We start from the raw sequence: 18,367 nt of genomic DNA, 5'->3' as shown, positions 1-18,367 counted from the left end.
TGGGATTGATCCCGGACCGACCGATGCCATCCGTTCACTCTTCAACGCTGCAACTGCGCCCAGCGAAAGGAGCAACCATGAGTCATGCCTTGGAGGCTGTCGACATCAGCAAGTCCTATCTGAGCCCGACGGGACCGGTTCAGATTCTCAAAGGGCTGACCTTCCACGCCAATGCGAACGAGTTCGTCTCCTTCGTCGGCCCTTCCGGCTGCGGAAAGTCCACGCTGTTCAACATCATCACCGGCCTTCTGCAGCCCGATCAGGGATCGATCGTCGTCGATAACCGCGAGACCACGGGCCAAGTCTCTCCGAAGATCGGCTACGTCCTGCAAAAGGACCTGCTCTTTCCTTGGCGCACGGTCATCGAAAACGTCGTGCTCGGTCTCGAGATCACCGGCGTGTCGAAGAAGATCGCCCGAGAAAAGGCCCGCGACCTGCTTCGCGTCTACCGCATGGAAGGTTACGAGGACAAGTTTCCTTCGCAGATTTCCGGCGGCATGCGCCAGCGCGTCGCCCTGATGCGCACGATGATCACGGATCCGGAAATCATCCTGATGGACGAGTCCTACAAGGCGCTCGACTACCCACTGAAGATCGCGCTCGAAAGCGAGCTGCTTGAGATCGTCAAGAAGGAAAAGAAGACCGTCGTCTTCATCACGCATGACATCGAGGAAGCGGTGACCATGTCCGATCGCGTCTACGTCATGAAGGCGCGGCCAGGTGAGATCGTCAATGAGATCGCTGTCGATCTCGAGACCGACAGCCCGATGATCCCCGAGCGGCGCATGTCGAAACGCTTCAACGATTATTACGAACTGATCTGGCGCAACATCGGCATCTCGCCGCTGGTTGCCTGACGCTTGCGAAGAAAGCTGAAATCCGTGTCCGACACCACCGCAACAGGGGCGCCTTCCGTCCATCGTCAACGAGGCGAAGCCGGCCTCTTCCGCACACCCTTCATCCGCAGATATGTCCTGATCGGCCTGCAGATCGCGATCGTCGTCGCCTTGCTCGCCTATTGGGAGATCGGCGCCCAGACGGGCCATATCAGCCGCTTCCTCTTCTCCAGCCCGAGCCAGATATGGGCCGTGCTCGTCCAGCGGGCGCAATCGGGCGAACTGCTGATCGACATCGGCACCACGGCGCAGGAAACCCTGATCGGCTTCTTGGTCGGCGCCATCGGCGGCTCGATCCTCGGGCTTCTGCTCTGGTACTCGAAGTTCATCTCGGACCTCGCGGCGCCCTTCATTGCCGCCATCGGCTCCATCCCCGTTCTGGCGATTGCCCCGATCACCATCATCTGGTTCGGCACGGAGATGCTGTCCAAGGTCATGATCGTCGCCTTCTCCTGCGTCGTCGTCTCCCTCACCTCGTCCTATCGCGGTGCCCTGAGGACCGACGAGGACCTGATCAACCTGATGCGCTCCTTCAACGCATCGCGCTCCGCGATATTCACCAAGCTCGTCGTTCCCTCGGCGATGACCTGGGTGGTGTCCGGTCTCAAGCTAAATGTCGGCTTCGCGCTCGTTGGCGCCATCGTTGCCGAATACATTTCATCCGAAGCCGGTGTCGGTCACATGATCCTGCTCGGCAGCTCCAACTTCGGAATGAACATCGTCCTCGCCGGCGTCGCGCTGGTGATGGTCATGATGCTGATCTTCAATGCCCTAATCAACCTCCTCGAACGCTTCATTCTCTCCTGGGAAAGGAACTAGCATGCGCATGGGTTTTTCTAACAAGCTGATCGCCACCTCCGCTCTGGCCACACTTCTGATCGCATCCGCTCTCACGCCCGCACAGGCGCAGGAAACGGAAGTGCGCATCAACCAGGCTTTCCAGTCGCTGCTCTACCTGCCGCTTTACGTCGCCCAGGAGAAGGGGTTCTTCAAGGAAAACGGCGTCAACGTAAAGATCTCGACCGGCGGCGGCGGTTCGCAGTCGTGGGCGGCCGTTATCGGCGGATCGGCGGACTTCTCGATCCAGGATCCGATCTTCGTACCGAAGAGCCGTGAAAACGGTGGCGACGGTGTGGTCGTCGCCGGCATCCAGGACGCGCCGACCGTCTTTGTGATCGGCAAGGACGCGGCCTCGATCCAGGACAATCTCACATTGTTTTCGGGCAAGCGCGTCATCACCAGCCCGGAGCCGGACACGACCTGGGCGTTCATGAGCTACCTCGTCAAGCAGCAGAAGCTCGACAACGTCAAGCTGGTCAACGTCGCGATCGGAAACGAAGTCCCCGCCATCGTCAGCGACCGCGCCGATTATGCGCTCGCCGTCGAGCCGCAGGTCACGCAGAGCATCCGTCAGAACGGCCTGAACTCGGTCTACTCCTTCTCCGCCAACAAGGACTGGTATCCCTTCGCCTTTTCCAGCCTGACGACGACGAAGGAATACATCGCCAAGAACCCGGAAGCCGCGCAGGGCGTCGTTACCGGCTTCGAGATGGCTTCACGTTTCATCTACAAGAACTTCGACGAAAGCGTTGATATCGCGGCAAAATATTTCCCGAACCTGCCGAAGGAGATCGTCAGCGAAGCGGTCAAGCGCGAGATCGACGCCAAGGGCTATCCGGAGACCGTGCTCGTCTCCAAGAAGGCCTGGGACAACAATCTGAACATCGCCCTCTACGCCAAGAACGTCAAGGAATACCCGTCCGAGGCAACCTCGTACGAAAACAACGTCAATGTCGACCTGGCGACGAAGGCCAAGGCAATCGCTGACGCCAAAATGAACTGATCCGCACGGCGGGAGCCACCAATGTGGCTCCCGCCTCAACTCTCGGAGCCATCCATGACGCTTACCATCGAAGCCCGCATGCAGATGCTCGGCAACATCTCCGAACCGCATGCCAAGGCCGTCCTTCCGACGGTTGAAGCCTGGGCGGTACGCGCCGAGAACCTCAGCCGTTTCATGCAGCAGAACTCACCGCCAACCCTTTCCCCGATCACCGCCTTCGTCTCCTCGGAGCGCCTCTGGCGCTAATCCGCCCGTTTTTGGCGCCGAGCATATCCATAGAGAACCTATACCCATGCAAAACCTTTCGCGCCTGTCCATCTCCGAAGCCGGAGCTTTCGTGCGGGCTGGCAAGATCCGCATTCCGGACCTCGTTCGCGCGTGCCTCGAGAGAGAGGCATCGACACGCGGCCTCGCAGCATTTTCGGATGTCTACGGCGAAAAGGCGCTGCGGCTGGCACAGGCGCATCAGTCGTTGCTCGACGATGGTTATGATCTCGGTCCGCTGCACGGCATGCCGATCGCCGTGAAGGCCAATGTCGACGTCGCCGGCGAGACGATGACGGCAGGTAGCAAGGTGCTCGCCAAGAATGTCGCGTCGAGCGACGCCGAAGTCGCGCGACGGCTGAAGCAGGCCGGCGCCATCATCATCGGTGCCACTAACATGCATGAATTCGCCTGGGGCGGCACCACGAACAATCCGCATTTCGGGCCCTGCCGCAACCCCTGGGACCGCGACCGTATCCCCGCCGGATCAAGCGGCGGCTCGGCTGCCGCCGTGGCCGCCGGTAGCGCGATCGCGGCGCTTGGAACCGATACAGGCGGCTCCGTTCGTTTGCCGGCCAGCATGAACGGCATCACCGGCCTGCGTCCCGGCGTCGGCCGCATCAGCACCAAGGGCGTTTTCCCGCTCGCCTGGAGCATGGATACGGTCGGACCGATGGCGCGCGGCGCCGATGATTGCGCCCTGCTCTTCTCCGTGCTGTCGGGCGACGCCGGCCGCCGGCGTCCGGCCGTGGAAAGCCTTCGTGGATTGCGGGTCGGCGTCATCGAGAATTACAGTTTCGATCGGCTGCAGCCCGACATCGAGGCCGCCTTTCGAGCGATGCTCGAAACCCTCGAAAAACTCGGTGCCTCGATCCGGCCGATCGGCTTGCATGGGCTTGACGTTGCCGTCGATGCGCAGGTGATCGTCGACGCCGCCGAGCCGAGCGCCGTTCACGCCAGCCTGCTGAAGGATAACGCGAATGATTACGGCGAGGATGTCCGCATCCTGCTGCACGCCGGCATGAGCTTCACCGCGATCGAGTATATCCAGGCCCAGCGCTACCGAACCCATCTGCGCGACCAGCTCGACCGGCACTTTGAAACGGTTGATGTCATTCTGACCCCGACGCTGCCATTCACGGCACCGCTGATTGGCCAGGAAACCGTGATGATCGGCGATGCCGAGGAGAGCACGTTGACGGGCAACATGCGCTTCACCTGCATTCCGAGCCTGGCCGCACTACCCGCCTTGAGCTTCCCCATCGGCTTTGATCGCGACACGCTGCCGATCGGAGCGCAGATCATGGGACCCGCGGACGCCGAGTTCCAACTGCTTTCGATCGCTCGCCTCTATCAGACCCAGACCGACTTCCACCAGCGACACCCCGAATAGGCCATCGTTCCCAGAGAGCGGCCCCCGGTACAGCCGCATCAACGGGCGCGGCCACGCTGAGCGTTGCCTCATCGAACCACGTGTCGCGGCGCGGGTTGCCTCTGGCTCCGCTATCCGTGGCTGGCGTCGTTGGGCACCAGCGGCTCGACATCCTTGACCTTGGCGCGATGGAAGATGAACAGGCCGGCGAGCACGATGACGGCGGCGCCGATCAGCGTCTGCTTGTCGGGAAAATCGCCAAAGAACATCCAGCCGAAGATGATCGCCCAAAGCAATAGCGTGTATTGCAGCGGTGCCAGCAGCGAGGCCGGCGCGAGCTTTAGCGAGCGGGTGATCATCAGATGCGCCGAGCAGGAGACGACGCCGAGCAGAAGGAGCGCCAAGAGCTGATTTGCGCTGAAACTGCTCCAGCTGCCGATGCTGAGCACCGCGCCGGTGGCGAGGCATCCCAGCGTCTGCCAGGTCACCAGCGTTGCATCGGGCGTCGAGCGCAGCACGCGGCCGAGCACCAGCGTCAGCGCAAAGGAGATGCTGCCGATGAGGCCGAACATGGACGGCCAGGAGAGCATGGCGGAGGAAGGCCGCAGGGCGATGACGACGCCGATGAAGCCGATCAGCACCGCCAGCCAGCGCCGCCAGCCGATTCTCTCGCCCAGCAGGAAATGCGACAGCGCGGCGACATAGATCGGTCCGGCCATGTAGAAGGTCATGACATCGGCGAGCGGAAGATAGGCGACGGCGGCATAGAAGAGGCCGGTATCGGCGGTGGCGAGCACCACGCGTGCCAGCTGCCATTTCGGCTTCTCGACCTTGTAGAGCGAAGCGACGGGCTGGCGCGAGAGCATCGGGCCGAGCACGAAGAACGCGCCGAGGGAGCGGATCAGCAGCACTTGCCCGACGGAAAAACTCGCCACAAGCCATTTGCCCATGGCGTCGTTGAGCGCGAACATGAAATCGCCCACGAGCATCAGGAGAATGCCGGCCAAAATGGCGTTGCCGCCCACGGCGAAAGCCGCTTGTCTGTTCATGATGTCTGGGCGCTCCGCGACGCCATTTTGCGACGAGGGTCGGACGGCAAAACGGCTTGCACGCGTCCGCATCACGCCGATGCCTGTTTGGATGGCAGATGCTTACTCTAGCGGCAGGATATGTTGCAAGGGGAGAAGCGCTTCGTTCGCCCCTCGAAATGACTTCAGCGCTGGGAACTCCAACACGAAAGCGGATCGGATGGCCGTCCTGGCCGTCCGATCCGCATCGCGTTCCGAAATGTCAGATCAAACCAATGTCAGCTCGACGGCGATGTTGCCACGCGTTGCCTTCGAATAGGGGCATGTCTGGTGCGCATCCTCGACGATCGCGCGGGCGAGTTCGGGATCGATCCCCGGCAGGCTGATCGCCAGACGCGCCTGCAGGAAATAAGCGCCATCTGTCGTTCCGAGATCAACCTCGGCGTTGACCGCCGTCTCGGCCGGGAGCCTCAGCTGGCGCTTGCCGGCGGCCTTGGTCATCGCGCCAATGAAGCAGGCCGACCAGCCGGCCGCGAACAGCTGCTCCGGATTGGTGCCCGGCTTGCCGCTGCCGGGAGGCGACAGGCGAACGTCGAGCTGTGCGTCGTCGCTGCGGGCAAACCCCTCGCGGCCGCCTGTGGTGTGGGTCTTGCCGGTGTAGAGAACGGTATCGATCTTGGTCATGGAACACTCCTTTGTTGCGTCGCTTTGTTTCGTCGTTTGAGCGACATCTGCTGACAGGGAGTGTTTTGATGGGTCCGCGTATCCGGTATGTTTCGGAAAATGCCGGAAGTGTATCAGAACGTACGCAACGGCTTCAGAGACATTCGGGCTTACAAAAAGCGCCCAGCGATCGACGAAGTGGACCGGCTTTAGCGGAACCGAACCTCGGCCGCGAGGCCGCCATCCGTGCGGTTATAGAGCCGCACAGAACCACCGATCGTGCCTGCGAGTTGCTGGGCGATCGCCAGCCCAAGCCCCGTCCCGCCTGTGTCGCGGTTGCGCGATGTCTCCACCCGGAAGAAGGGCTGCATGGCGCTTTCAAGCATATCGTCGGGAATGCCCGGTCCGCGATCGAGAACGGTGACGACGACCTCGCCTTCCCCGCTCCGCTCGACGGCGATCTCGGCGCTGCCGGCGAACTTCAGCGCATTGTCGATGAAGTTCGTGAGAATTCGTCGCAGCGCATGCGGCTTTGTCGACGCCGTGCCTTGAACGACGCCGAGCACGGTCACGGCTTTTCCCGTGTCCTGATAGTCGTAGGCGATGCTGTCGATGAAGGAGGACAGATCGATGCGCGAGTTTTTCTCGCCGCTGCCATGCGAGCTCCTCGCATAGGCGATGCCGTCCTGCACCAGCCGCTCGATCTCGCGCAGGTCGTTGACCAGCTTGTCCCTCTCCGGCGAATCGTCGGCCATGTCGGCGCGCAGCCGCATGCGGGTGATGGGGGTCTGCAGGTCGTGCGAGATCGCGGCCAGGATCTGCACGCGTTCCTCCAGATAATGCGCGATACGGTCGCGCATCGCGTTGAAGGCGCGGGCGGCGTGGGCGACTTCGCTTGGGCCCCGCTCGCTCATCGGCTCGCCCTTCTTGGCCGGATCGAGCTTGTCCGCGGCGGCGGCAAGCGCGCTCAGCGGGCGGATGGCCAGGCGCACGGCAAACCAGGTGCATATGAGGAGAAGCGCCATCTGCGCGGCAAAGACATAAGGCAGCCACTCCGCCAACGGCATGACGCCGCGCGGCGTGACGTCGATCGTCAACGGCGCACCGTCGGACAGCGTCAGGTGTGCCTGAAGCCTCTTGCCGTCACCGGGGATGGATTCGACCTTGAGAGGAAACTTGTGGCCCGCCGCTTCCTCGATCCGTTCCGCGATCTCGGCACCCCGGCCGGACATGTCGGACACACCAGGAAGGCCGGGGCCGAGAACAAGGCGATAATTGCCGCGGCTCAGGCGATCGACCCAATCAGCCCGCTCATTGGCGGGCAGACGATCGATGACGGCGATCGAGGTCGCGAGATCGCTTTCCAGCGTGCCCAGCATGACGGCTTTCGCCGACATGTAGCGTTCGGCAAAGAGAATGCTGAACGACAGGCTATAGGCGATCGCCAGCCCGGCGAAAAGAATGAGAAAGAGCCTGGAGCGCAACGAGCCCGGCCACCAGCCGATGCGAGGGCGCGCCTCACTCATGTCCTCGGCTCCGATATCTCCACCGGAACGGAGAAGACATAGCCTTCGGCGCGCACCGTCTTGATATAGGTCGGCTCGCGCGCATCGTCGCCCAGTCGCTGCCGCACGCGGCTCACCAGAAGATCGATCGAACGGTCGAAAAGCTCCGCATCGCGGCCCTGCGTGAGATTGAGCAGCTGGTCGCGATTGAGCACGCGCTGGGGATGATCGATGAAGACACGGAGCAGCCGGTACTCGGCACCGCTCAGGGCGATCTCGGTTCCCTCCTTGTCGAGCAGATGGCGGCCGACAGTGTCGAGACGCCAGTCGCCGAAGGTCAGGAGCTGACCGGCCTCGGTGATTTGCAGATTGGGCGGCAGCATGCGCGTCCGGCGCAACACCGCCTTGATCCGCGCCAAAAGCTCGCGCGCGGCGAAGGGTTTTGGCAGATAATCGTCGGCGCCCATCTCAAGCCCGATGATCCGGTCCATCTCGTCGTCGCGCGCTGTCAGCATCACCACGGGGATGGCCTTGTGCTTGCCGGCCCTGAGCTCACGGCACAGCACCAGGCCGTCGTCACCCGGCATCATCACGTCGAGCACGATCAGATCGACGGAATTGCCTTCGAGAAAGCTGCGCATCTGGCGGCCATCGGCGGCAACGGTCGTGCGCAGGCCGTTCTTCTTCAAATAGCTCGATACGAGCTCGCGAATCTCACGATCGTCATCCACGATCAGAATATGGTCGATGTGCTCCATGTCTCGTCTTTCACACGATTCGCGCTCGTAAAGTCAGCCATTAGTTTCGCGTCGGCCACCGCGAGTAAAGCGGATTTCGCGCGGGTGGCCGATCGCTTTAGAACGACGCGACGTCGATCACGGCCTGGGCAAAAGCGTCGGGCGCTTCCTGCGGCAGGTTGTGGCCGATGCCACCGGTTACGTTGCGATGCTCGTAGCGGCCCGAGAACTTGGCCTTGTAGGCCGACGGGTCGGGATGGGGCGCGCCATTGGCGTCGCCTTCCATGGTGATGGTGGGCACGGTGATGACGGGCCCCATGGCCAGCTTCTTTTCATAGGTATCGTACTTGGCTTCGCCTTCGACGATGCCGAGACGCCAGCGATAGTTATGGATGGTGATGTCGACGTGATCAGGGTTTCCGAAGGCGGGCGCCGAACGATCAAAGGTCGCGTCATCGAACTTCCAGGTGGGCGACGCGGTTTCCCAGATCAGCCGCACGAAGTCGCGGGTGTTGGCGGCATAGCCGGCGCGGCCGCGCTCGGTGGCAAAATAGAACTGATACCACCAGGCAAGTTCGGCCTTGGGCGCGAGCGGCTTCTTGTTGATTTCCTGGCTGCCGATCAGGTAGCCGCTGACGGAGACCAGCGCCTTGCAGCGTTCCGGCCAGAGGGCTGCCATGATGTCGGCGGTGCGCGCACCCCAATCATAACCGGCGACAATTGCGCTCTCGATCTTCAGTGCATCCATCAGCGCGATCATGTCGGCTGCGAGCGCGGCCTGCTGGCCGTTCCGTGGCGTATCCTTGGAGAGGAAGGTGGTGGTGCCGTAGCCCCGAAGATAAGGAACGATCACGCGGTATCCGGCCTTGGCGAGGATCGGGGCGACGTCGACATAGCTGTAGATATCATAAGGCCAACCATGCAGCAGCAGGACGGCGGGGCCGTTTGCCGGGCCGGCCTCGGCGTAACCGATATCGAGTACGCCGGCCTTGATCTGCTTCAGCGATTCAAACGACTGGTGCCCGCCAACCTTCTTCGCAGGCGCGGTGGCAGCGGTCTGCGCGTTTGCCAGCGTTGCGGCGCCGAATTCGACGGCTGCGATGGTCATTGCGGCGATGCCGAAGAAGCGGCGGCGATCGAGGTTGATTGCGTTGGTCATGGGTCTCTCTCCTGTCCGTGTTGACTATGATCGCCATAAAGCAGGCCGCGTGTATCCCCGATGTGTCGCCGGCGGACCGTTATTGCATGCGACTGTAGCGACGGCGCGTCCGGATACATTGCGATACAATCGCCAAGCCCCTTCGCCGCCGATTGTTTCGCTCTGTAGCACGGCCCGCGATCGCTACAGTTCGACACACTTCTCCTAGAGGCCGGACACATCCCGGATACGTCGTCACAACAGATTGGCGTCACTGCTGATCGAGCCAGTCGCCCTTCAGCATCCGAACCTGGTCTCAAAGGAAACGACGATGACGCTTCTCATCATTGCCTATCTCGGAGGGGCGCTGACCATTCTCAGCCCCTGCATCCTGCCCATCCTCCCCTTCGTCTTCGCCCGTGCCGGCCAGCCGTTTCTGCGCAGCACGCTGCCGATGCTGATCGGCATGGCCGCCACCTTCGCTGTTGTCGCATCGCTTGCGGCGGTCGGCGGCAGCTGGGCGATCCACGCCAATGAATATGGTCGCCTCGCTGCCCTCACCCTGCTCGCCATCTTCGGCGTCAGCCTGCTCTCGCCGCGTGTCGCAAGCGCGATCACGCAGCCGGTCGTCGATTTCGGCAACCGGTTGATGAAGGCTTCCGGCAAGCCGGGCGCCGCGCCGACGGCGCTGAGCTCGCTGATCCTCGGTGTCGCGACCGGTCTCCTGTGGGCGCCTTGCGCCGGCCCGATCCTTGGGCTCGTCCTGACGGGTGCCGCCCTGCAGGGCGCAAATCTCCAAACGACCTTCCTGCTTGTCGCCTACGCCGCAGGTGCCGCCACTTCGCTTGCCGTCGCATTGCTGGTTGGCGGCAAGGTATTCGCCGGCATGAAGCGGTCGCTGGGTGTTAGCGAGCGTGTTCGTCAGGTTCTCGGCGCTGCAGTCCTTGCCGGCGTCGCGGCAATCGCGCTCGGCGCCGATACCGGCCTTCTGGCGCGGCTGTCCTATGCCAGCACGACCTCATTCGAACAGGCAGTCCTTGACCGCTTCATCGCAAAGCGCGATCTGGCAGCTCCCGCCGAGGTCGCCAGCAACGGCGCGATGACTGCCAGCAACCTGCCGTTCAAGGCAAACCTCCCGGTCGAAGGCATTGCGCCATCGCTTGACGGTGCCGTCGAATGGCTGAACTCGCCGCCGCTGACCGCCGAACAACTACGCGGCAAGGTCGTCCTTGTCGACTTCTGGACCTACTCCTGCATCAACTGCATCCGCACCACGCCGTTCGTTCGTGCCTGGGCCGAGAAGTACAAGGATCAGGGTCTCGTGGTGATCGGCGTGCACGCCCCGGAATTCGCCTTTGAGAAGAAGATCGACAATGTCCGCAAGGCCGTCGCCGACGCCAAGATCACCTACCCCGTCGCGATCGACAACGACTACAAGATCTGGCGCGCGTTTGAGAACAATTACTGGCCCGCTCACTACCTGATCGATGCCAAGGGCCAGATCCGCTATCATCACTTCGGCGAAGGCAACTATCGCCAGACCGAGCAGGCGATCCAGGACCTGATACATGAAACCGGCAGCGCGAAGATGGCCGCCAGCACGGTAGCGCCAGATGCCAAGGGCGCGGAAGCAAGCCCTGACCTCAAGGACATCCGTTCCGGCGAGACCTATATCGGCTACGAACAGGCCACCAACTTCGCCTCTCCCGAGGGCCTGCACAACGACGCCAACAGAACCTATTCGGTCGGCGATCTCGGTCTCAATGAATGGGGACTGTCCGGCGCCTGGACGATCGGCCGCGAACAGGCAACACTCGAGCAGGCGGATGGCGGCATCGCCTACCGGTTCAGCGCCCGTGATCTGCACCTCGTCCTCGGCCCGGACGCGTCGGGAAAGCCCGTCCGCTTCCAGGTGACGATCGACGGCAAGGCGCCGGGCATCGACCACGGCGCGGACACCGACGCCGATGGCAACGGCACGGTCACGTCAACCAGACTCTATCAACTTGTCCGCCAGGCCGGCGACGTCGAGGCGCGCAACTTTCAGATCCGCTTTCTCGATCCCGGCGTCGAAGCCTACGCCTTCACCTTCGGCTGACCTCTACCCAACCTCACCATCAATCCAAAGGAGACACTCCCATGAACCGTCGCATCATCGCCACCCTCGCCCTTGCATTCGCCACCAGTGTCGTCGCCTACGCGGCAGAGGCCGCCGAGGTGAAGAACATCGTCATCGTCCACGGCGCGCTCGCCGATGGTTCCGGATGGCGCAAGGCAACCGAAATCCTGGAGAAGCGCGGCTTCAACGTCACGATCGTGCAGGAGCCGATCACCTCGCTTGCCGATGACGTCGCCGCCACCAACCGCGTGCTCGACCTTCAGGACGGCCCGACCTTGCTCGTCGGCCACAGCTATGGCGGCATGGTCATCACCGAAGCCGGTCGCAACGCACATGTCGCGGGCCTCGTCTATGTGGCGGCCTTCCAGCCGGACAAGGGCGAAAGCCTGCTGTCGCTGGCAAGCTCCAAGCCGGCCGGTGGCATGAACATCCGCGAGACGAAGGACGGACAATATCTCTACCTCGACCCCGCTGCCTTCGCCAACGACTTCGCCGCCGACTTGCCAAAGGACGAAGCTGCCTTTCTCGCCAAGTCTCAGGTCTTCGCGGCAAAGCAGGCCTTCGCCGCCAAGATTGGCGATGATCCCGCCTGGAAATCGAAAAAGAGCTGGGCCGTGGTTGCAACAGACGACCGGTCGATCAACCCCGAGCTCGAGCGCGACATGGCAAAGCGTGCGGGAAGCCCGGTAACGGAGATCAAGGCAAGCCACGCGGTCTTCGCCTCGTAGCCTGACAAGGTCGCGGCCGTGATTGAAGCCGCCGCCCATGAGGCTGGGAAATAGAGACAGGGCCTAGGCTATTATCTGGACACAGAGACAGGAGGGGAGCGCGAGGACAACGCGCTCCACTCGCTCGTTGATATGTCACTCACGACAAGTTCACGGCCAAATGCTCTTGACGCGGCGGCTGCGAGGAATAGTAAGGGCACTACCCAATAACCGTCGACGCTCACTCATCGTCTACGCCGACGTTTGCCTCGAAAGCCTCCTATGACACAAAGAACTTCGCATCGAGGACTGGTCGTTGTCGCGATCATGGCAAGCATGGCGATGATCGCCATCGAAGCGACGATCGTCTCGACGGCAATGCCGCAGATCGCCGCCCAGCTCGGCCAGATCAATCTCTATTCTTGGGTCTTTTCGTCCTTCCTTCTGACGCAGACCGCGACAACCGTGATCTTCGGCAAGCTCGCCGATATCTATGGCCGCAAGCCCATGCTGCTGGTGGGCATCGCGCTGTTTCTGCTGGCCTCGATCCTCGCCGGTTTCGCATGGTCCATGCCTTCCATGATCGCGTTTCGCTTGCTGCAGGGGATCGGCGCCGGCGCCCTTCAACCTGTTGCTATGACCGTGGTCGCCGATCTGTTCCCGGGCAACCAGCGTGGCAAGGTGCAGGGCTACCTCGCAAGCGTATGGGCGCTGTCTGCCGTTGTCGGGCCACTTCTCGGCAGTATCATCATTCACAACCTGCCATGGGCCTGGATCTTCTGGATCAACATACCCGTGGGTCTTCTGGCGGCGCTGTGCTTCATCTTGTTCCTGCATGAGGAAAAGCGCCCTCGTGTCGTCTCCATCGACGTGCTTGGCGCCGCACTCTTCGCGGTCTCGATTTCCGCGCTGATGATCGCGCTCACCGAGGTAGAAAACGGCCTCTCCAGCTACACCATCGCGGCCTTCGTCATCTTCCTCTTCACGCTTGTGGCCTTCATCTGGCAGGAGCGTCGCGCCGAAGCGCCGATGGTCGCGCCCGACCTGTGGCTGAGGCGCCCGATCGCCTTCGCCAACCTGGCAGTCTTCTTCGCCAGCATGTCGATCATGGGCCTCACGACCTTCCTGCCGATGTATGTGCAGACCGTTCTCGATCGCTCGCCGCTTGTCGCCGGCTTCGCCTTGACCATGCTATTGCTCGGCTGGCCCTGTGGCGCGACGATCGCGTCGCGGCAGTTTACCCGCTTCGGGCTGCGCCCGATCATGATCGTCGGGAGCCTCTTCATACCGCTTGGAACCTGCCTGCTCGTGCTGCTGGCGCCATCAAGTTCACCTGTGCTGGCGGCTGCCGGCTCGCTCATAATGGGCTTCGGTATGGGCTTGCTGAATATCGGTGCCCTCATCCTGACCCAGGAGAGCGTGACTGCTTCCGACCGGGGCAGCGCCACCGCCTCCAACGTGTTCTCCCGCAACCTCGGCAGCACGCTGGGCGCCGCGGTGCTGGGTGCCGTTCTGACCTATGGTCTGGCGCATGCCAACAATGGGCAGGCGATCACGCCTGAGCAATTGCGGGCTCTGCTGAACGGTACTGGCGCTGCGCTTGGCGGCGGCGACGAGATCCGTTTGGCGCTGCAACAGGCGCTTCACGCGACCTTCATGGTGATGATGCTGATCGCCGTCCTGATCGTCCCAGCGTGCCTGCTGGTGCCGCAGCAGCAAGCGCCGCAGGCGGCACCGAAAAGCGCCTGATCCGAAACGCGTTTGATACGAGCCGGTTGACCAGGGCTGCGGCAACCGCTGGCGGCACAGCCGTTCAGCCCGCCATCTTGGTCAGCCGGTGAAGCGCGAAATCGGCGAAGTAATCGCCGACGCCGAGCGCTTGGAAGCGCCGCATGGCGGCGCCCTCCATGTGGGCGCGCCATTTGGCTTCGCTTTCCCAGGTCTCCACGAAAATGCGAACGCGACCGTCATCGAGCGACTGGTGCAGTTCGTAGCGGAGGCAACCATCCTCGACCAATGTCTCGGCAACCAGCTTTTCCTGCGCTTCTCCGAGAAGCGTCTCCTTGCCGGCCTTGGCGGTGGTGATGGCGATGATGGTGAGCGGTTCGTTCGACATGGGCGTTCGTCCTCAGGCGATCGTGTTGACGAGGCCGCCCTCGGCGCGCAGTGCCGCACCGTTCGTGGCCGATGAGCGGGGGCTGGCGAGGTACGCGACGAGGTTCGCCACTTCTTCGGCTTCGACCATGCGCTGCAGGATCGAGGCGGAACGCGCCGTGGCGAAGAACTCGCTCTCGATCTGCTTGATCGGCGCGGACGGATCGCTCGCCTGGCTGCGCAGGAAGGTCTCGATCCCCTCCGAGCGGGTCGGCCCGGGAAGCACGGAATTGACCGTTACATTGGTGCCGCGCGTCAGCTGCGCCAGACCGCGCGAAATCGACAGCTGCGCTGTCTTCGTGGTCGCGTAGTGGATCATGTCCTGCGGAATGGCGAGGCCGGATTCGCTGGAAATGAAGATGATGCGGCCCCAGTTGCGGTTCAGCATGCCCTGCAGATAGGTCCGCGACAGGCGGACGCCGCTCATGACGTTGACGTCGAACAGGTGGCTCCAATCGGCGTCGGTGATGTCGCCGAAGGCCTTGCTCTCGTAGATGCCGAGATTGTTGACGAGGATGTCGACGGTGGGTGCTGCTTTGGCGATGATGTCGGCGCCTTCGGCGCTGCTTGCATCGGCAAGCAATCCAACGACATCCGAACCGGTGGATGCCTTGATATCGGCAGCCGCAGCGTCAAGCTTGGCGCGATCGCGCCCAGTGATAACGACACGCGCGCCTTCGGCAGCGAGCGTACGGGCGATTTCGAGGCCGATGCCGGCGGTAGCGCCGGTAACAAGGGCGGTCTTTGCGGTGAGTTGCAGATCCATGACGTGTCTCCATGTTGTTGCTGGAGCTAATCTATGATCTAGCAATCGGCCAGACTATTGCTGAAAAAGAAAATTCACCTGTGAATGAGGGTCATCAATGCCACGTATCCTGATGGAGCGCTCCGGCGAGATGGAGGTGTTTGCGCGGGTGGTTCAGGACGGCGGTTTTTCCGCTGCGGCGCGCAACCTTGACCTGACACCCTCGGCAGTCAGCAAGCTGATCGCGCGCCTGGAAGCACGGCTCGGCACGCGGCTTCTGGTCCGAACGACCCGGGCCCTGACGCTGACCGAAGAAGGCGAGGCCTATTATCACGCCGCGCTGCGGATTTTACAGGAGTTGAACGACGCGGACGAGGAAGCGAGCGGCGGCGCGGTGCGGGGTCGGCTGCGGATCAACACGACGATCCCGTTCGGAACGATGTTCGTGGCGCCCGCCATGCCCGATTTCGTCGCGCGCAACCCGGGCCTGATCGTCGACCTCAGTTTCACCGATGGCATCGTCGATTTGATCGCGGAGCAGACGGATGTGGCGATCCGCATGGGTAATTTGCCCGACAGCGGCCTGATCGCCCGCAAGCTTGGTCAGAGCAGGCGCGTCGTTTGCGCCGCGCCGAGCTATCTGGAGCGTCTCGGCTACCCAATGGTGCCGGCGGATCTCGGGCAGCATGACTGCCTGACATTCAATTTCCGGCGCGCGACCCCGTCCTGGCCGTTTCGTGTCGAGGGTCGGGAGATTGCTCAGCCGGTCAAGGGCAGCATCGTCGTCAACAACGGCGAGACGATGAAGCAGATGGTGCTGGCGGGTGCCGGTGTCGCGCGGATCGGGCTCTTTCATGTGGCCGAGGAGATCGCCGCTGGACGGCTCGTGGCTTTGCTCGAGGAGCACAATGCTGGTGATCTGGAGCTCGTTCACGCCGTCTATGTCGGCGGCGGCCCGCTACCGCACCGCGTGCGCGCATTCATCGAACATATGGCTGTGACGCTGAGCGCCTCGCCGCTTCTTCAAGGGATTTCGCGCGGCGAGTGACGTTGGTCGTGGCAGCGACAGGACACGAGTGTCGAGGGGCCCTCAGGAGCCATGTCACCAGGATGCGGGCACCGCCCAATAATCATCGGGCGGTGGCAAATGCGATCAGAAGTCTTCCCATGCCTTATCGACGGCGGCAGCTGCACCACCAAAGGCGGTGGCGAGGCGACGGCCGAGCGTGCGTGCCGGCGAAGATGCCGCACGGTTGGCGGGAGACACCTCGCGCGGAGCACTCGCGCCGGTGGCGGGCCGCTGAACGTCATCACCGAGATTGAAGCGCGAGAGCAGTTCGTTGAGCGAGGCGGCTTCCCGTGCAAGGCTGTGGCTTGCGGCCGTCGACTGCTCGACCATCGCCGCATTCTGTTGCGTGCCCTGGTCCATGGCATTGACCGCCGTGTTGATCTCCTGCAGCCCGATCGACTGTTCGCGCGCCGATTTCACGATCGCGTCCACATGCCGATTGATCTCCTGCACCTCCGACACGATCACCTCGAGCGCCGTTCCGGTATTGCCGACAAGTTCCACGCCGGAGCGCACGTGATCGCTCGACATGATGATGAGCGCCTTGATCTCCTTGGCGGCCTGCGCGGAGCGCTGCGCGAGTTCCCGCACCTCCTGGGCGACGACGGCAAAGCCCTTGCCCGCCTCGCCAGCGCGCGCGGCCTCGACGCCGGCATTGAGCGCGAGCAGGTTCGTCTGAAAGGCGATCTCGTCGATGACGCTGATGATGTTGGTGATCTCGCCCGACGAGCGCTCGATCTCCTTCATCGCAGTCACCGCGTCACGAACGACCAGGCCGGATCGTTCAGCGCCGGTGCGTGCCTGCGCCACGAGATTGCCCGCGTCCTCGGCGCGCTTGGTGGAATCCTTGACCGTGGTGGTGATTTCCTCAAGTGCGGCTGCGGTCTCCTCGACCGAAGCGGCCTGCTGTTCCGTGCGCTTCGACAGGTCGTCCGCCGCCGAGCGGATCTCGTTTGCGCCGGCATCGATACCGCGCGCATTGCGGCCGACGGCGCGCAGCGCGTCGCTGAGGTTTGAGACGGAATCGTTGTAATTCGACCGCAGGGTATCGAGATGCGGCACGAATGGTGTGTCGATGCGATGCGCTACGTTGCCTTCCGCAAGCCGGCCGAGGGCGTCGCCGAGCTTTTCGACCGCGAAGCGCGTGTCGGCCTCATCTTTTGCCTTTTGTGCGTCGCGTTCGGTCCGCTCCTGCTCGGAAAGGCTGCGGTTTGCCGCTGCCTCGCTTTCGAGCCGATGGCGATCAAGCGCATTGTCGCGGAACACGGACACCGCCTTGGCCATCTGGCCGACCTCGTCGCGGCGGTCCTGGCCGTCCACCGGCTCGGCGGTCTCGCCATTTGCAAGCGAGGTCATCCGTTCGCGCAGCCTGGCGATCGGCATGGTGATGCCGCGCGCGGATACAAGCAGGGCCGCCGCGATGCTCGCCGCGAAGACGATGGTCAGAGCGGCAAGCGATATCAGGATGGTCGACCGTGTCTGCTGTGTCAGTTCGCCCGCGCGCGCATTGATGTTTTTCTTCATCAACGTCGTCAGATCCCTCATGTCCGAGAGAAGCGGCTTGATGAGAATATCGGCGTCGGCCAGGGCGGCCTTCGCCTCTGCCTCGTGGTCGGCTCCCAGTTTGACGGCGGCGTCGGTCTTGGCGATCACATCCTTGGATCTGGCGATGAAGGCATCGATCGCATCGCCATCCTCGGGACGTCCGCCCTTGGACTGCTCGAGCCGGCCGATCAGGCTAGTCGCATTCTCCTTGTAGAAGTCGTTCGCTGCCTTGAAAGCCGGATCCTGCGCATTGTGGGCCAGCGTCTGGTAGGCGGCGTAACCGATGGAAACGAGGCTTCGCGTCGAGGCGACGAGGTCCACCTCCGCCTGATAGTCCTGCGCGATGAACTCCGAATAGGTGGCATCGACCGTCTTGAACTTATCGGACATAAAAAGCGTGGCGCCGATGCCGACGATGCAGATCGGGAGGATGAGGGAGAGAATTTTCGTGCGAATACGTGCGTTTTTCAGAAATGACATGTGACCTCTGCTTGACGGGATCGGACGACCGGCTTCAATCGACTGATGACGTGCGCAGGCGCTACGCGTGGCGGTCAGCCTCGCGCGCTAACGGCGGCCTCT

The 18,367-nt window shown here is 62.7% G+C and carries 17 protein-coding genes; 9 read left to right on the top strand and 8 right to left on the bottom strand.

Annotated elements, in window-relative coordinates; all coding sequences use genetic code 11:
- Positions 1-77 precede the first annotated feature (77 nt).
- The 5 genes from D460_RS0108550 to D460_RS0108530 are packed head-to-tail and all read left to right on the top strand — an operon-like array spanning position 78 to position 4,396.
- The gene (locus D460_RS0108550) at positions 78-857 is read left to right on the top strand and encodes an ABC transporter ATP-binding protein (RefSeq protein ID WP_018898125.1); all 780 of its coding nucleotides are present in this window, start codon (positions 78-80) and stop codon (positions 855-857) included.
- A 24-nt stretch (positions 858-881) separates the two neighbouring features.
- Positions 882-1,715, top strand: coding sequence for an ABC transporter permease (locus tag D460_RS0108545; RefSeq protein WP_018898124.1), 834 nt, complete (start codon positions 882-884; stop codon positions 1,713-1,715).
- Positions 1,716-1,722: 7 nt separating this feature from the next.
- A complete protein-coding gene (locus D460_RS0108540) occupies positions 1,723-2,739 on the top strand; it encodes an ABC transporter substrate-binding protein (RefSeq protein ID WP_245267728.1) in 1,017 nt (338 codons plus the stop codon).
- 54 nt (positions 2,740-2,793) lie between these two features.
- The gene (locus tag D460_RS0108535; protein ID WP_018898122.1) at positions 2,794-2,985 is read left to right on the top strand and encodes a hypothetical protein; all 192 of its coding nucleotides are present in this window, start codon (positions 2,794-2,796) and stop codon (positions 2,983-2,985) included.
- A 46-nt stretch (positions 2,986-3,031) separates the two neighbouring features.
- A complete protein-coding gene (locus tag D460_RS0108530; RefSeq protein WP_018898121.1) occupies positions 3,032-4,396 on the top strand; it encodes an amidase in 1,365 nt (454 codons plus the stop codon).
- 110 nt (positions 4,397-4,506) lie between these two features.
- On the opposite strand, the gene D460_RS0108525 is transcribed toward D460_RS0108530, so the two are convergent.
- The 5 genes from D460_RS0108525 to D460_RS0108505 all read right to left on the bottom strand — a co-directional run bounded on the left by D460_RS0108525 (position 4,507) and on the right by D460_RS0108505 (position 9,467).
- A complete protein-coding gene (locus D460_RS0108525) occupies positions 4,507-5,424 on the bottom strand; it encodes a DMT family transporter (protein WP_026282930.1) in 918 nt (305 codons plus the stop codon).
- A 246-nt stretch (positions 5,425-5,670) separates the two neighbouring features.
- Positions 5,671-6,087 carry an organic hydroperoxide resistance protein gene (locus D460_RS0108520; RefSeq protein WP_018898119.1) on the bottom strand — a complete coding sequence of 139 codons (417 nt, stop codon included), beginning with the start codon at positions 6,085-6,087 and terminating at the stop codon, positions 5,671-5,673.
- Positions 6,088-6,275: 188 nt separating this feature from the next.
- Complete coding sequence (locus D460_RS0108515; RefSeq protein WP_018898118.1) at positions 6,276-7,592, bottom strand: ATP-binding protein; 1,317 nt, start codon at positions 7,590-7,592, stop codon at positions 6,276-6,278.
- On the bottom strand, positions 7,589-8,329 hold the full coding sequence (locus D460_RS0108510; protein ID WP_018898117.1) for a response regulator: 741 nt from the start codon (positions 8,327-8,329) through the stop codon (positions 7,589-7,591). Before D460_RS0108510 ends, D460_RS0108515 begins: the two co-directional genes overlap by 4 nt.
- Before the next feature lie 97 nt (positions 8,330-8,426).
- Complete coding sequence (locus D460_RS0108505) at positions 8,427-9,467, bottom strand: alpha/beta hydrolase (RefSeq protein WP_018898116.1); 1,041 nt, start codon at positions 9,465-9,467, stop codon at positions 8,427-8,429.
- Positions 9,468-9,777: 310 nt separating this feature from the next.
- Between D460_RS0108505 and D460_RS0108500 the strand changes: the two genes are divergently transcribed.
- From D460_RS0108500 to D460_RS0108490, 3 genes are all read left to right on the top strand, one after another.
- A complete protein-coding gene (locus D460_RS0108500) occupies positions 9,778-11,544 on the top strand; it encodes a cytochrome c biogenesis protein DipZ (RefSeq protein WP_026282929.1) in 1,767 nt (588 codons plus the stop codon).
- A gap of 41 nt (positions 11,545-11,585) precedes the next feature.
- Positions 11,586-12,293: an alpha/beta hydrolase gene (locus D460_RS32835; RefSeq protein ID WP_018898114.1), complete on the top strand. Its 708-nt coding sequence runs from the start codon at positions 11,586-11,588 to the stop codon at positions 12,291-12,293.
- Positions 12,294-12,554: 261 nt separating this feature from the next.
- Complete coding sequence (locus D460_RS0108490) at positions 12,555-14,021, top strand: MDR family MFS transporter (RefSeq protein ID WP_037110946.1); 1,467 nt, start codon at positions 12,555-12,557, stop codon at positions 14,019-14,021.
- Between the two features lie 64 nt (positions 14,022-14,085).
- Here the strand turns inward: D460_RS0108490 and D460_RS0108485 are convergent, their stop codons facing one another.
- Complete coding sequence (locus D460_RS0108485; RefSeq protein WP_018898112.1) at positions 14,086-14,388, bottom strand: putative quinol monooxygenase; 303 nt, start codon at positions 14,386-14,388, stop codon at positions 14,086-14,088.
- A gap of 12 nt (positions 14,389-14,400) precedes the next feature.
- Positions 14,401-15,192: an SDR family oxidoreductase gene (locus tag D460_RS0108480; RefSeq protein WP_018898111.1), complete on the bottom strand. Its 792-nt coding sequence runs from the start codon at positions 15,190-15,192 to the stop codon at positions 14,401-14,403.
- 97 nt (positions 15,193-15,289) lie between these two features.
- On the opposite strand from D460_RS0108480, the gene D460_RS0108475 reads away from it, so the two are divergent.
- The gene (locus tag D460_RS0108475) at positions 15,290-16,219 is read left to right on the top strand and encodes a LysR family transcriptional regulator (protein ID WP_018898110.1); all 930 of its coding nucleotides are present in this window, start codon (positions 15,290-15,292) and stop codon (positions 16,217-16,219) included.
- Positions 16,220-16,324: 105 nt separating this feature from the next.
- Here D460_RS0108475 and D460_RS0108470 read toward each other — a convergent pair whose 3' ends face one another.
- Positions 16,325-18,265 (bottom strand): methyl-accepting chemotaxis protein, encoded by a 1,941-nt coding sequence (locus D460_RS0108470; protein WP_018898109.1) that lies wholly within the window; start codon positions 18,263-18,265, stop codon positions 16,325-16,327.
- Positions 18,266-18,367 lie beyond the last annotated feature (102 nt).

The organism is Rhizobium sp. 2MFCol3.1, from assembly GCF_000377565.1.
GTDB lineage: Bacteria > Pseudomonadota > Alphaproteobacteria > Rhizobiales > Rhizobiaceae > Rhizobium.
This window is presented reverse-complemented; position numbering and strand designations above follow the sequence as displayed.

Bases quoted from the DNA above. Each gene is read 5' to 3' on its own strand.
- D460_RS0108480 (WP_018898111.1), bottom strand. From the start codon at position 15,192: ATGGATCTGCAACTCACCGCAAAGACCGCCCTTGTTACCGGCGCTACC.
- D460_RS0108475 (WP_018898110.1), top strand. From the start codon at position 15,290: ATGCCACGTATCCTGATGGAGCGCTCCGGCGAGATGGAGGTGTTTGCG.
- D460_RS0108485 (WP_018898112.1), bottom strand. From the start codon at position 14,388: ATGTCGAACGAACCGCTCACCATCATCGCCATCACCACCGCCAAGGCC.
- D460_RS0108550 (WP_018898125.1), top strand. From the start codon at position 78: ATGAGTCATGCCTTGGAGGCTGTCGACATCAGCAAGTCCTATCTGAGC.
- D460_RS0108530 (WP_018898121.1), top strand. From the start codon at position 3,032: ATGCAAAACCTTTCGCGCCTGTCCATCTCCGAAGCCGGAGCTTTCGTG.
- D460_RS0108515 (WP_018898118.1), bottom strand. From the start codon at position 7,592: ATGAGTGAGGCGCGCCCTCGCATCGGCTGGTGGCCGGGCTCGTTGCGC.
- D460_RS0108520 (WP_018898119.1), bottom strand. From the start codon at position 6,087: ATGACCAAGATCGATACCGTTCTCTACACCGGCAAGACCCACACCACA.
- D460_RS0108540 (WP_245267728.1), top strand. From the start codon at position 1,723: ATGGGTTTTTCTAACAAGCTGATCGCCACCTCCGCTCTGGCCACACTT.
- D460_RS0108535 (WP_018898122.1), top strand. From the start codon at position 2,794: ATGACGCTTACCATCGAAGCCCGCATGCAGATGCTCGGCAACATCTCC.
- D460_RS32835 (WP_018898114.1), top strand. From the start codon at position 11,586: ATGAACCGTCGCATCATCGCCACCCTCGCCCTTGCATTCGCCACCAGT.
- D460_RS0108510 (WP_018898117.1), bottom strand. From the start codon at position 8,329: ATGGAGCACATCGACCATATTCTGATCGTGGATGACGATCGTGAGATT.
- D460_RS0108500 (WP_026282929.1), top strand. From the start codon at position 9,778: ATGACGCTTCTCATCATTGCCTATCTCGGAGGGGCGCTGACCATTCTC.
- D460_RS0108490 (WP_037110946.1), top strand. From the start codon at position 12,555: ATGACACAAAGAACTTCGCATCGAGGACTGGTCGTTGTCGCGATCATG.
- D460_RS0108505 (WP_018898116.1), bottom strand. From the start codon at position 9,467: ATGACCAACGCAATCAACCTCGATCGCCGCCGCTTCTTCGGCATCGCC.
- D460_RS0108470 (WP_018898109.1), bottom strand. From the start codon at position 18,265: ATGTCATTTCTGAAAAACGCACGTATTCGCACGAAAATTCTCTCCCTC.
- D460_RS0108525 (WP_026282930.1), bottom strand. From the start codon at position 5,424: ATGAACAGACAAGCGGCTTTCGCCGTGGGCGGCAACGCCATTTTGGCC.